Origin of the sequence: Levilactobacillus hammesii DSM 16381 (genome assembly GCF_001434395.1) — a bacterium.
In the GTDB taxonomy this organism is placed as follows: Bacteria; Bacillota; Bacilli; order Lactobacillales; family Lactobacillaceae; genus Levilactobacillus; species Levilactobacillus hammesii.
Genome location: NZ_AZFS01000006.1, coordinates 1 through 13,884 on the forward strand (window position 1 = coordinate 1; position 13,884 = coordinate 13,884).

At 48.4% G+C, this 13,884-nt stretch carries 11 protein-coding genes; 3 read left to right on the forward strand and 8 right to left on the reverse strand.

Annotation, left to right across the window (positions count from 1 at the left end; all coding sequences use genetic code 11):
* Positions 1-237: 237 nt before the first annotated feature.
* A complete protein-coding gene (locus tag FD28_RS00210; RefSeq protein ID WP_057731301.1) occupies positions 238-423 on the forward strand; it encodes a hypothetical protein in 186 nt (61 codons plus the stop codon).
* A gap of 188 nt (positions 424-611) precedes the next feature.
* Here the strand turns inward: FD28_RS00210 and FD28_RS00215 are convergent, their stop codons facing one another.
* From FD28_RS00215 to FD28_RS00230, 4 genes are read right to left on the reverse strand one after another with little or no spacing between them, the layout of a single operon-like run.
* Positions 612-1,301, reverse strand: coding sequence for a class A sortase (locus FD28_RS00215; protein ID WP_057731303.1), 690 nt, complete (start codon positions 1,299-1,301; stop codon positions 612-614).
* Complete coding sequence (locus tag FD28_RS00220) at positions 1,302-2,084, reverse strand: class C sortase (protein ID WP_057731306.1); 783 nt, start codon at positions 2,082-2,084, stop codon at positions 1,302-1,304. It abuts the gene before it with no gap.
* A gap of 37 nt (positions 2,085-2,121) precedes the next feature.
* A complete protein-coding gene (locus FD28_RS00225) occupies positions 2,122-3,570 on the reverse strand; it encodes a pilin N-terminal domain-containing protein (protein WP_057731308.1) in 1,449 nt (482 codons plus the stop codon).
* Positions 3,571-3,575: 5 nt separating this feature from the next.
* Positions 3,576-6,410, reverse strand: coding sequence for an isopeptide-forming domain-containing fimbrial protein (locus tag FD28_RS00230; protein ID WP_157059791.1), 2,835 nt, complete (start codon positions 6,408-6,410; stop codon positions 3,576-3,578).
* A 435-nt stretch (positions 6,411-6,845) separates the two neighbouring features.
* Between FD28_RS00230 and FD28_RS00235 the strand changes: the two genes are divergently transcribed.
* Complete coding sequence (locus FD28_RS00235; RefSeq protein WP_057731314.1) at positions 6,846-7,622, forward strand: hypothetical protein; 777 nt, start codon at positions 6,846-6,848, stop codon at positions 7,620-7,622.
* A gap of 209 nt (positions 7,623-7,831) precedes the next feature.
* Here FD28_RS00235 and FD28_RS00240 read toward each other — a convergent pair whose 3' ends face one another.
* Positions 7,832-8,773: a hypothetical protein gene (locus FD28_RS00240; RefSeq protein WP_057731316.1), complete on the reverse strand. Its 942-nt coding sequence runs from the start codon at positions 8,771-8,773 to the stop codon at positions 7,832-7,834.
* Between the two features lie 363 nt (positions 8,774-9,136).
* Positions 9,137-9,319 carry a hypothetical protein gene (locus tag FD28_RS00245; RefSeq protein ID WP_057731318.1) on the reverse strand — a complete coding sequence of 61 codons (183 nt, stop codon included), beginning with the start codon at positions 9,317-9,319 and terminating at the stop codon, positions 9,137-9,139.
* Positions 9,320-9,412: 93 nt separating this feature from the next.
* On the opposite strand from FD28_RS00245, the gene FD28_RS00250 reads away from it, so the two are divergent.
* Positions 9,413-10,045, forward strand: coding sequence for a TetR/AcrR family transcriptional regulator (locus FD28_RS00250; RefSeq protein ID WP_157059792.1), 633 nt, complete (start codon positions 9,413-9,415; stop codon positions 10,043-10,045).
* Between the two features lie 267 nt (positions 10,046-10,312).
* Here FD28_RS00250 and FD28_RS00255 read toward each other — a convergent pair whose 3' ends face one another.
* Together FD28_RS00255 and FD28_RS00260 are read right to left on the reverse strand one after the other, a co-directional pair.
* Positions 10,313-11,155: an aldo/keto reductase gene (locus FD28_RS00255; RefSeq protein WP_420806185.1), complete on the reverse strand. Its 843-nt coding sequence runs from the start codon at positions 11,153-11,155 to the stop codon at positions 10,313-10,315.
* A 267-nt stretch (positions 11,156-11,422) separates the two neighbouring features.
* A complete protein-coding gene (locus FD28_RS00260; protein ID WP_057731326.1) occupies positions 11,423-13,822 on the reverse strand; it encodes a BspA family leucine-rich repeat surface protein in 2,400 nt (799 codons plus the stop codon).
* Positions 13,823-13,884 lie beyond the last annotated feature (62 nt).

Below are 13,884 nucleotides of genomic sequence, written 5' to 3' on the forward strand. Positions count from 1 at the left end.
TGAATAAAGAACTGGTCTAGTAGAGCAGGTGTTGCACTTCAATTTTAAATCGAGGATTTTTATATTATTGGATATATTTAAAAATCATATCAAATAAACATCATGAATAGGTAACGTGACCCTATTATTAAATTATATACATGAAGCGAGAATATGTGCTTCCACAATTAACCCTTGGTGCAATGATACGGCATTAAAATAAAGATCTTATAATGTCGCAAAAGAAGGAGTAAATTAATGTCAATTCAACCATATACAGATGCAAAGCGTGCCGCTAACAAAAAATGGGATAATGCCAATCGTGAACGTGTAAATTATATTAGTGCACGATCCACTGCCCGTAGCTTCATTAGAAAGAAAGCAACGAACGACGATCTCCAAGAGCTCTTAAAACTTATCAACTTAAAACTCAGTGGCGACTAAGTACAAAACAGCTTACATCTATAAAGTCTTATAAAGTACAGGTCGCCCTTCGTGTTCGTTTAGAACTTCCTTCAAGAGCCAAGGCAAGTCATTAGCTACTGTCTTAACATCCCCTTCTAGAGTTACCGCCACAATAAAAAACAGGCAACCCCACCTCAAGTTGAGGGGGTCGCCTGTTTATTTCACAATCACACCCGCTCCCGCGTAACAGACTGAAGTTCTCCCTGCACCACCAGTCGCTTCGGTTCGCCCCGTTTAGCCGAGGCACAGGTGACCAATGTCACGAGCCGTTTCCCGGGCACCTCATCGATGACATCGACCCGGTGGCGGTCGACCACCCGCACCCGCGTGACCCGATAGCAGTAAACTTGGCGCTTATCCGTCAGATACACGCTGTTCCCTTGCCGCACACCCTTCAAAGGGGAAAATAGGAGCCGTTGCGCCGTCATATAGTGCCCCGCCAACGCGTAATTGCCTTGCCCCATCCGCTGGTCCGCCTTGAGCGTCCCTGCTCCCCGGACCAGCACCGCGTTACTGACCCCAACGCCGATGGGCAAATCCAGGCCGACCGCGGGAACCCGCAACTGACCGACCGCACCGTATTGGCTGTTTCCCGTCAACTCCTGTAGCCCGTAACCGGCAACCGTCAACGGATTCAGCTGCGACGTTTTGGCGTAGTTGAACGGGGCCGTTTTGCCCTGGGCCGCCTGGTTCGCACGCTGGACGCTCTCTGTCGTCATTTCCCGCGTTGCTGTCTTGCCTAATCGCGTGACCGCAACGTTTTGCGTCAGGGCCACTAGCATCAGACCACTTCCCAGTAGAAACATCACCAGCAACCAGAGGGAAGTCTTCCGAAATCGTCGTTTACGCGTTGCCATTTAACTTCCCTCCCTTGCCCGGCGGTAGCGCCGGTAACCTGCCCATGCGCCGCCAACGATGAGTATTCCTAACAATATCAACAGCCCAATCTTATACCAGTCCCACACGATTCTTCCCCGGGGAATCGTCGTGGTTTCATTTGGAATCCGGCGGCCCGTCACCAGCAGCCGATGCGTATTGATCATATACGGCGTACAGGTCATCAGGGTCACCTGATTCTGCGAGGAACTGCGTCGCACCGGTTGTCGGGTATTGGCTTTCACGGTCTGCAGGCCCGTCACCTCATAGGTCATCAGCCCGTACGCATTCTTCAGATAAAACCGATCGCCCCGCTGGAGTCGTGGCAGATCGGTAAAGAGTTGTGCGCCGGGGAGCCCGCGGTGAGCCGTGATGAGACTGTGCTGATTCTGCTTTCCTTGGGGGCTGTCCGTCCCGCGAACCAGCCCCGCGTATTTCTGTAAAATCGATTCGCTAGTGCTGCCAAATACCGGTAGTTCCACGTTAATCTTCGGAATGGCCACCAGCGCCAGGGGCGGTGTGTCCACAAAGCCCTTGCTTCCCGCCTTGAATGGATCTTGAACCGTGGTCCGCTGTCCCGTGTCCTCTTGCTGGAGGGCCCGTTTCAGCGCCTGGCGTTGTGTCTGGCTCGCCGTTCGCAATTGCCGTTTATACGCGGTGAGGACCCCCTGCTGGCGCCATCCCGTCACTAGATTACTTGCAGCCGGGTAGCCAATCAGGCCGAGGCCTAAGCAAAAGAGTAAGATGATGAGCCATTTACGCATGTGGGAGTCCTCCCTTCGCTAATTGCCTAAGTTGTGGTTAACCTTCTTGCCGCCGTTGCCGGTAGTACAGGTAACCCGCGCCACCCATCAGGAGACCTCCGATGAGGATAAACAGCCAGATACCCATACCCCCGGTGATTGGCAGGGCATACCGTTCGTTCTTAATCGTCACCAAGCCGGTCTGCGTGTTGATCTTAAATGATGTGGCGTCCTTCAACAGCGCATATCCCGCTGGCGCTTGCGTTTCAATCAGGTTGTACGTCACTTCGCCATCCCGTTGGTCATAGACGTAAGGGACGCCCGTGAAGTCAAACTTGCCATCCTTTCCAGAGACTAGCGTCGTCGCGTCGTTCTGGCTGGCCACCCATTTCACAAACGTCTGTCCCTGGAAAACGGCCCAGGAAATCTTGCCGTCCGTGTCGACCTTTTGTACCTTGAATTTGGCGCCGGCTAAGCCCTTAGTGGTGTCCTGCGCGTCTACCTTCTGGAAGGCTGCGCCGCCAAGAATCAGGTGGTTCAGGATGCCAATCCGGGTGCCATCAATCTTGAAATAGGATTTGTCGGGTTTCATGCTGATGGGCGTCACCGTGCCCGTCTTATCCACCGTGAATCTCAACTCGATCTTACCAGCTGCTACGTCATCCTGGTTGTACCACGGGTGCTCGGCGATTGAAGACTCCGTCAGGATATATTCCGTTCCGGCCACGAGGTTACCAAAAGCGATGTCCCCCCGATCATCGGTCGTCAGTGTCACCGGGTCGCCCTGATTATCCGCCCGTTTCAGCTCAAACTTAACGCCGCCCAACGCCACGTACTGGTCACTCGTGGGTGCCTTTGGATCGATCCCGACCTTGTGAATCTCCGGGTCAATGTTCCGGGCAATCACGTTCTTAGGGTACAGGTGGATGGTATCCTTGTCGTTTAGAGGCAAACCGATAATCATCGGTGCCGACAGTGCCGCCAGATGAGTCGTGGGCGCCTGGGTTTCCATGATCAAGTAGAATCCGCTGTTCGGTAGTTTTGAAAAAGTCAGCAATCCGCTGTTGTCCGTCAACTCTTCCGTTGCGACCGGTGTCAGATTGTGGGCCGAAACGAAGGCCGCCTGCGCCTCGAGAAGTTCGGCGGGATCCGTCTTACCGGCCGTGATGGTCGCAATCAACTGGTCCCGTTTTTCTTCAAACGTCTTGGCATCCGTCTGGCCACTGACCACGCCCTGATCCTTCATCACAGCCGTCAGATCATAGACGCTGTACGTCACGTTGCCAAGCTTACTGGCATCGTACGGGGTGATCCCCTCGGGGAGGGTCGTGATCTCATCCCCCGTGTTTTGGATCGTCTTGTCGTGTTCATTCTCCATCTTGTGTAACTTCATGGTTACCGTGTCCGGCGTTGCGTCGGCAGCGTGGGCGGTCGCGTGACCACCTAGGGCCAAGCCGCAGACCGCGAAGGCGGCCAGTGTGAATTGGCGTAATTTTGTGAATTTCATGGGGGTTATCCTCCTCTAGGGTGTGTGCGCCAAATGGCGAGAGACGATAGGGTGAGCATCAGCCCTAAAACGATGAACCAGATGATGCCCTGTCCCCCGGTTACGGGCAGACTGTACGGGTCATTTTTAATCTGGTCGGGGGTCTGTTGTGCCTGGTCCGAAATGGTAAAGTCGTGAGCGGCACCCAGCGTATAGCCGTCCGGTGCCTGAGTTTCGATCAACTGGTACTGACCATGGGGAAGACCCGTCACCTGGAAGGCACCGGCCGCATCCCCGGTCAGGCGCGTGGCCTGATCACGGTGATCGACCGCACCAGTCAGGCGGCCTTTAGCGTCAAACGTCAGGTACTGCTGATCCGCATTTCGAATGATGAATTCAGCACCGGCGAGAGCCTGATGAGTCGCCCCATCCACCTTCTGGAAGCGGTACTCCCCGCGCTTAATCTGATTCGTTACGGTGATGACCTGGTGCTTGGCATCATCTGAAATACTAACCTGAGCCGCATTTCCCGTGACTTTCCAGCGTTTGGCCGTCGCATCATACGCTAAGGTAAAGGCCTCGCGGGCAGCATATCCCGCGGGAACTTTTTCGGTGACCGTGTACGTCTGGCTCCGGTCCAGATCACTCAGGACAAGTTCGCCATCCTGGTTGGTGGTCAGGTCGGTTGCGAGCCCGCCAACACTGGTTATCGTGAAGACCACCTTGCTGAGAGGCACGTTAGCCGCGGGGTCCCAAGGGAGGTCCCCCATTTTCTTTAGCGTTAAGTCAATCGGGTTTCGTTTGAAATGTGTCACCACTTCATTCGTCTGGTTTTCCCAGGTATAGTCTTTCCCGGAATCGAATTTGACCGCCGCTTGGTTCTTGAAGGTACCCACGAACTCGGCGTCGAAGGTAACCTTCATCTGAAAGGCAAAGGGCCGGCCATCAAACGTCAGGGCCTCGATTTCCTTATCCGACAGCTCATACGTGACGTGTCCGTCCGCCGTAACGGTTATCTTTCCTTTATCCTGAACTGAAATGGGCTGACCATCCGTGTTACGTAGCGTGATGTCCTGGGCCGAAACCGTCATCCCCTCAGGCAACTGGTCCGTCAGAATGATTTTATCCGGCTTCGCAATGGATTCGTCCGGAATACTGTAAGTCGGTTGATAGATCGTGTAGTAGAAGCTGCTCATATCTTCACGATCACGGTCGACCGTCACCTGATCCAGGTCGTTGTGGGTAACCCCGAAGTCATCAGTGCGGTGGACCGTCTTCTCCGGCGCTAGGGGCGCCAGGGGAACCACGTAGCCGCTGGAGAACGACTGCCAAGTAAAGCCGGACTCACTCTTCAGCATGAACTTCTGCGTCGTGCCGACCAGGGGGAAGGAAACGGCGCCCCGTTCGTAGTTGGTCGATCCCAGGAAATCCCCCCACTGATTCTCGCCGGTGTAGGGTTGCCCGGCTTCCCAAACACCGATGCCGACACCTTCGTACCAGCCGTTATCCCGTTTGTCAACCAGGGAGTTGACGGCGCGTTTGCCTTCCAATTCCAACCGGGACCCGGCCCATTCATGTTCGCCGGGGGCGTTCCCGTTCAGTGAGCCGAAGGTAAAGTATGATGTGTAATCTTTCCCTTCTTCGGGCTCTGGAAAATCAAGGGCCTTCTCGCCGTTAGCGTCCGTAAACGTGATATCGATATCAAAGCTCGCGATCCCGTTGTACACCACGCCGGAATAGAAGTTGTTGGAGAAGTCAATGTAGTGATCCGAGCCGGCCGGCGTATTCGTGTTGTAGACGATATTGGAAATCGTCACGAGTGCGCCCATCTGTTGGTCCGGCTTTTCAAGCGTCGCGGATGTCGTGTAGGCCCCCACGTTTTGGTAGAAGACGTCGATGGTGTCGGCCTTATCCGGTTGTTCGTTGAAGACCACCGCGTAGGCTTTGGCGTCTTTCGCCTGTTGGTAAGAGTAGTAGTACTGATCGTCATAGGTGTTGTCCCAGTACGTGTTCCCGTTGGAATTTGTCTGCTTGGGTCCCACTACTTTGGCCTTCTTGTCGTTGATAAGTGACCCGCCGACTTCAAGTTCTGGAGACCAGCTACCAATCTGAATCTGACCGCGGTGAACCCGGATGGATTCCCCCGTCAGCTGCGCCCGGGGATTAGCAACCGGCGTAGCGCGACTCACCTTCATCTTGGGCGCCGCCTTGGCGTCAGCGTCTTCATCAGCGTTGGTCGTGATCGATTTGCTAGAAGCGGTCGTGGCCGCTGAGCTACTTGACCGGGACCGCTGCTTCGTTGATGGGGTGCGTTGACTGACGGTCGTTTGTGAGTTGGACTGCGAATTGGTGCTGGACTGACTGTTACTATTGTTACTGCTATTACTATTGTTACTGCTATTACTATTGCTATTACCACCACTATTGTCTGTCGTGGACTCGTCGGTCTCCTCGGCCGTAACCGTAATCTCGGGAAGTTCAAACGTTTCCGTCGTGTCGACCACCTGGAGTTCCAGTTGGAGCTTGGCAACGAGGAGTGGATCGGTCACCTTGATGGGGACGACCACCTCTACCGTTTGTGGCTGGTCTTGGTCATTCTCGAAGACCAGTTGTCCTTGTTGGTCGACTTTGGCCGTGATGGCCTGTGTTGGTTTTAAATCCGTGATCTCGCCGGAAACCATGCTAGCGTTGTCCTGAGAAGCCAGCTTCATCACGGTCTCACCGGCCGGTAATGCAGCGGTCAGGACCAGTTGGAGATCCCCCGGTTGGTGGCTAGTGAGGCTGGAAACCGCCTGACCAGCTTGATCATGGAGGACCGCCGTTTGAATAACGCTTGCTCGTTTCTGAGCATTAATGTGCAACAAAGGGGTTAACCCAATGAGACAACCTAGTAGTAAAAAAATTCGTAGCCAGTTTTTCATGGGGGATACCTCCATATCGAAGCGGGTTGCGAGCTGTTTTTTAATTTCTAGGCTCAGAATAGCAGTGAAATATGAAAATATTATGAACACCATATGCATTTTATTATAATATTAACATGGTTATTGTGTTACATCATCAATAGATTGTAACTGAATCTAAACTAGTTACATGGTTACAGGTGTGACTTTCTACTATAAATAGGTGTCTGGTGGCCGCTTCTGGTCAGTTGGCTGGGTTTTCTCACGAAAATCGCAGAAATCCGGAATGTCGGCGGCCAACTGAGAAAGTCATTCCCAAATCAACGCTCTCCCCCATTAGCCGTCGTCAGCCGTCCTGAATTGTGCTAATCTATAAGCAGACGGGAGGATTCAATCATGAAAAAAGCAAAATTGTTTCAGGGGCTCATGATCCTAGGCGTCGGTGCCGGAATGCTCAGTATCGGCGGCGTTACTGCATCGGCTAGCAGTCAGTATTCAACGAAACGGGCACACTCGGTTCGCCTAGTTTGGCGTAAGAGTATGAAGCAGCACGCCTACACGGCGACTGCTGGGGCGCGTTATTCCAAGCATTTAACCATTCGTTATAGCTATAACCGCGCTACCTCAAAGGTGACGTGGTACACGGATGCTCACCAAAAGCTGTATAAGAAGTACCAGGGACACTCGACCATTTACTACCACGTGAAGAGTGCCGATGGCAAAATGCAGGGTTGGATCTGGCGAGGCTATTTGAAGCCGGTCACGACCAAAAAGGCAGCCAACGCGGCGGTTACCACGAAGTCTGACCCCGCGACTGGCATGAGTTTCCCTATCGCTAACGAGCAGTTGCTGGATCAGGAGATTTTAAGCCTGTTCCCCGGCACGATTACGGACAAGGCCTTAGAGGCTCAGGCTGGGAGCGTGGTTTACACCGATGATGGTGAAGAATCCCCAACCGTTAAGCCCGGACAAGTCTACATTCACTTATCCAACGCCTCTAACGTGATGGATACCCAGAACTACGCCAACCTGTTGGCTAAGGCGGGTTACCCAGCGGCTAAACGTAGCCAATACCGCGGCTGGCACATTGGCGTGCGGGCCCAGACCGATGACGGTTACGGTGAAGGCGTGAACCAGGGGGATGCGGCGATCTTCTTGGCACCGGTAAAATAAGAACAGTTGTATCCAAAACCAATTACAAATAACTCTCCCGAGATTGGCATCAATCTTGGGAGAGTTTTATATTGTATTCTATTTTCCTCTGGAGATTATATCTTAGGTTAAAGTCTATTAAAATAAGCCTAGCATTTATCAAAATCATTACATCTGTCGAATAACCATTAATATCACCTAAATCGCATATGGAAAATATTTATCTGTATCTATTCTTCAACATCTATTTTAATAGTATAGCTACCTCGCTCACACTGCGTCTTAAATTCTATTAAAGCCATATCATACAGAAAATGATATTTTAGCATTTTATAAATGTCTAATTGACTCTTCTTTGTAATCTCAACATTTACTTGCACATAAATATTATTCAGACTTTGCACCCTATGCGCATGCTTCTTTAAAGAACCAATATATAAATTTCCGTTACTATCTAATACTTTACTTTCTTCCACAAGGAATCGATATTCATATTGTTCCTCATATCTACGTCTCTTAGTAAATGGAACAATATCCTTTAAATCGATATTTTTTCTCATCCTATTTTGCACGATATCAAATGCTTCATTCTGATCGTCAATATATAGTACTGGTCCTCTAGCACTACCTACACCACGAGATTTAATTTTGACCATTTCCCATATATATCCAATACCTGTTAAAACCACGGGGACAGTTTTATCTGGTGGAAAACTCTGCAGTAGCCTATTTATCAACCCAGTATCAATTTTAAAGGTATTATTGCCTATGCTATACAGGAATCTACGTGGAATAGCTGTAAAACAAAATGCAGCCGCGTTAGGATGCAATACCGCACGAAAAGTACCATATTCACCATGGGTGAGTTTTGTCTTTAATTTATCTATCTCTAATTCTGAGTTTTCACCAAATTCTCTGCGTAGTACGTCCTCATCCAAGTCACCAATAGTGGTATTTATATTACTGTATACACCTGGTAAAGCCATTCCACGATAATCTGAAAGTCTACCGAAATGCAACTCACCTTTACGTAAAAAGCCTGACAAATACTTACGTTCGACAAACTTAATAAACAGTGGCACCTCACTTGGTAAGCCAAGTTCTTCAATTGTTGTATTGTTTGTTTTCGAGGACCTCAGCCTTTTTACTAGTTTTCGCTCTCGCTTATTCATTCAATCCCTTCATTCTAATTTGTCTTAAAAGTTAAACGTTATAAGCTTACTTTTAAATCGGCCCTACTTACGTGGGGAACATTTTATGATAAAAATAAACTCTATCATAAACTATAGGATTACCCTTACAATTATGTGAGGAATATTTCTACGTGATTATTATATAACATAGTATATGACAGCTCAATAAATATAACTTTATTTATTGAGCTTTTTCAGAGTAAAGTCTAAAGGGTTAACTATATCCCTTTAAAAACATAAATTTCTATAAATCACCAAATAGCAATCATAAAGATTGAATATTCTATATAACGATAAGGCCACTGACTGTGCCTGTTCACAATCCTATGGCCTTAGATTAACTTAAGCATCTTCATTTGGAACATAAGGTGTCAACGCATCCGCCGAATAGTAATCCTGTTGTACCCCACTAAAGCGAATCAAATAACGTTCGTGCTTGACGTCCTTATAGACAACAACGCCCACTAATGGCGCGGTCCCAAGCTTAGCCCAAACTAAATCACCAATTTTATATTGTGTTAACATTAATCATGCTCCTTTTCATTTTTTCCGTTATCAACCATAACCTAAGTTTACGAATACAATGGTTCACAAACAATCATCAGTCTTTAACAATCGATGAATAATGAACGATCCATCTCAATTGTCGTTTATCTCGAAAGGAACTTGACGATGTCCAAAACTGACTTACGCGTCACCAAAACCAAGCGCGCCATCCAGCAGGCAGGTCTGGCACTGCTGCTTAAAAAGCCCCTCAATAAAATAACGATTACGGAACTCGCACAAATGGCTCTGATCAACAAGGGGACTTTCTACCTACATTACGCCGACATCTACGCTTTGTACGATGAGTTACTGGCAACCGCAGCCAATAAGGCGGTTCAAGGCTCAACGGCCTACCCGCTACTCTTTCAAGACAGTCAAGACTTTGTCCGCGAGTTCTTGTTTGCTGAGAGCCCCGCACTTCAGCCAGAGCAACTCGCCCTGTTGAAACCAGAGAATCTGCGTTTCGCGCCTGATTTTCCTAAGGTCTTACTGAATATCTTCAAACAAGCCATCTACGCCGTGGGCAAGCTGCCAGCCAACCGCCAAAACGATCTCAAATTAACCTTTTTACTAAATGGCATGATCTCACTGCTGGTTAATCCCACGCTGATTGATCGTGGCGATCCGGCTAGTGTTGATTTTACCGTGCAACTGGTGAGCCGGAATGTTGAGGCAACTTTTCCAGAATTTTATGGGCTGGCTTAAACTCGACCCTGGTCCTCCTCAGACTGAAGCACCCGCTAAAACAGTATTTTCTTCCTGGCCAAAATCCATGTCCATTGACCGAATGAATGGCCAGGTGGCAGGCACCACCTTCGCGTTCTTAAACTTCGTTGCCGTTATTCTGGTACTTAAAACATCTCCTAATCATAGACACAGGGTCCAATGATTGGGAGACGTTTTTGTCTGGCCAACTACAGCCAGTCATGTTTGATGTAATCAGGCTCGACTTACCCGTCCCAGCTAAGTCTTCTACTCAAACTCTTCATAGACGTTGGGATCTTGACCGGCAACGACCCGGCCCTCGACCTTGGTCAACGCGTTAATCTGTGCCATTTCGGCAGTTGTTAATTCAAAGTCAAAAATTTCTAGATTCGTCCGCTGATGCGCTAGGTTGTGGGTACGGGGTAGCGGGACCACACCTCTTTGATGGTGCCAGCGTAAAATGATTTGCACCGGATTCTTGTGATACTTCGCGGTGAGCTGGGTGATGACGGGTTCTTTAACCACGTCACTCCCCCGGCCCAGTGGACTCCAGGCCTGCGTTAGGATACCGCGCTCCCGGTCGACCTGTAACATGCGCTCCTGGTTCCAATAGGGATGCATTTCAATTTGGTTGATGGCCGGGGTAACCCCCGTCTCCTGGATGAGCCGATCTAGGTGTTCCGGTTCAAAATTAGAAACCCCGATTGAGCGAATCAATCCCCGTTGTTGCGCATCAATCATTGCCTGCCAAGCTTCCACGTAATGATCTCGTTTCGGAAGGGGCCAGTGGATTAAAAGCGCATCAAAATAATCCAATCCTAGTCGATACAAGGACTCCTGAATAGCAGTCGTTGCGTCAGCATACCGGTGATATTTACCGGGCAACTTCGACGAGACAAAGAGATCGGCCCGCGGGACTCCCGAACGTCGAATGGCTTCGCCAACGGCCCCCTCATTGTCATAGCTGGTCGCCGTATCAATGCTCCGGTAACCATCGTGAATCGCCGCCTGAAATTGATTAACAGCGGCGCCACCGCGAACCCGAGCCGTTCCTAAGGCAATGGCTGGCATCTGCCAACCATCATTTAAAGTTAACTGTGGAATTGTCATCATTTATCCCCCTTAATACGTTTATGGAAAGTTTGTACATATAGTTAAGCGCTTACATAGTTTAACACTTTTAGAGGTAATCGGCTGATATTTATTTCTATAAAAACTAGCTAATTTTAACCCTTTCTGCCACGCTAGCGTGTCGGAAATTAGCGTAACCCAAAAGGATCAGACAAACGAGAAGTGACGATCGTCTGTCTGATCCTTTTGAGAAAATACCACACACTGGTAAAAATAATCGCTAGCTATCATTGAAATAACCCTGTTTTACTTAACGAAGCGGGCATTAGCCGTCACATATCCGCCAGCTACGCGATAACGCAAGGTTCCGTGGTCAGAATAGTCCCAGCCCGTGACAACCAATTGCTGATGCCGCCGATAATGATGGACGGCCTGCTTAAAATTGACATCCCGATAGCGCCAAATGGTGTGCGTCGTGGTGATTTTTCGGGGATAATTCTTCCGCCCATTCTGAACCCATTGCCGGTTAGCCGTCACATATTGACCATTTTCAAGTTGGAAACGCGTCGTTAGGTTATGCGTCACGAGACGTTTAACCTTCAACTGTTGACCTTGCCGATAGTGTTTTTGCTTCTGTGTTAAATTTGCGTGACCATACCCATTAATCCCTCGTGGATTGATGACTGTAATCACCTTATCCCGCGAGCGCTTCGACATGTAAGTGGGGACGACATACGCGGCTCGCGTTGTCACGTAACCGGTTAATCGATAGGTCTTTGAATGGTGATTAACGTCTCGTACTTGGTATCGCGCCACACCATTCTTTGAGGTAGCCTTGCCCGTGACGACAAACTGTGGCTGCCGAGTTTGTGGCTGTTTTGCATACCACGTGATCCGATTTTTCTTCGTGAACGTTGGCTGCCGGTAAAGACCAATCTTTTTGACCGCATCAATGCTACTCCCCGTGAAGACTTCGCCATCCCCTTCTGTTGCTGGCTCATCAACATTAGGTGGCGTTACTGGAAATACTGGCGGTGTTACTGGCCGTTTAACGGGTTCCCAGACGTAGGTTTGTCTGCCAGTCGGTCGCTTGTCTCCCATATAAGCATTCACCAAATCATCACTAGTCGAATAGGTTTGACCACGAGGATTAGTCTCCGTGCCAGTTCCCACAGCTTCCCACTTTCCAGTGTAGGTTTCATTTAAAGGCACATCCGCTAACGCTGGTCCCTCGGATGACGAAGACAAATCCTCATCCTTTATAAAACGGACGCCGGGTCCTAACACTAACCGAGAAAGTTGATTGTCCCCACTAAACATATAGTCCGTGTAGGTATATAACCCACCCGTTTTATCATACGTCATTGAAAAATTAGAGATATCCAAGCTGGTTAGACTGGGATCATCATTGAACATCGAATAAAAGCCCTGAGTCACATCTTCAGTTGAGCCAATCTTAGTCATAGCACTTCTTGTATCGAAGTTCGATAAGTCTAATCGTATTAAACTCTCACAACTCTGAAACATCTGGTTAAAATCTTTGACATTCTTTGTCTGAAACGAAGAAACATTTACATTTTTCAAATTTCTGGTTCCATTAAACATAAAGCTCATATCAGTGACCTTACTGGTATCAAAGTGCGTAAGGTCTAACTTAACAAGCCCTGGTGCATTGGCGAACATAGCATACATACTTGTTACTTTGCTGGTATCAATATGGCTAAAGTCTACATCATCCAACTTTTTTGTCCCATAAAACATACTAGACATGTATTGCACGTTACTAGTATTAAACTTTCCACCAAACTTTATATTCTCTAAGCTAGCAGTATTTGCAAATGTACTGTCCATATTGGTAACCTTCGACGTATCCATTGGAGAAACATCTAGTTTGGTTAGATTATCCATGTGGTTAAACATACTAGACATGTCCGTCACGTTTGCTGTATCGAAATTCGACAGGTCCAGCGTTGGTAGTGCTACTGCCAAAAACATTTGGCGCATACTAGTGACATTATGCGTATCAAAATGGTTTCCCAAGACTAAACTATTTTGCTGATCCAATCCCATAAGGTCAGCAAACATTCTTGACATATCTGTAACTTTGCTTGTATTAAAACTGGAAAGATCGAGATTATGTAAGCTACTATCTTCCAAAAACATTTTTGACATATTGGTCACATTATCTGTATTAAACTTCGATAAATCTAACGATGAAAAGTTCGTATTAGAAAACATTCCCTCCATGTCAGTAGCGTCATCAGTGTTCAGATTACTAAGTCCATTAAGATTTTGCGTTGAATCATTGTGGGAGCGTAATCCAGCAAACAAATACGTGGCGTTCTTCCCTGTTTTAAGATGACCAACTAAATTAATATCCTCTAGATTTCGCAACGGAATTGGCTCATTTGGCATAACATTTTTCAGCTGCTTTTCAATCACCTGATCCACTACACCATAACCACTGAACGTATCCACAGAATCCCCTTCAGGCAAGGTTCCACCATTACCTCCGTCAATGGTCAATGTTTTCCCATCAGCCGACAGTTTCCAACTACACGTACCAATCGTTCCACTATGTTCTACACTATCAGCCTGCGCTGTAATTGGACGACTAGCGACCGAAATCTCAGTTACTCCAATGGGCACACTGATTCCAATTGCTATCCCCGCTAACACCACTGCTAACCGCTTCCACACCATCATACAATTTCAGCACCTTCCGATTCTATTAAAAAACCGCTTACAATTAATTATAGCATTCCCTT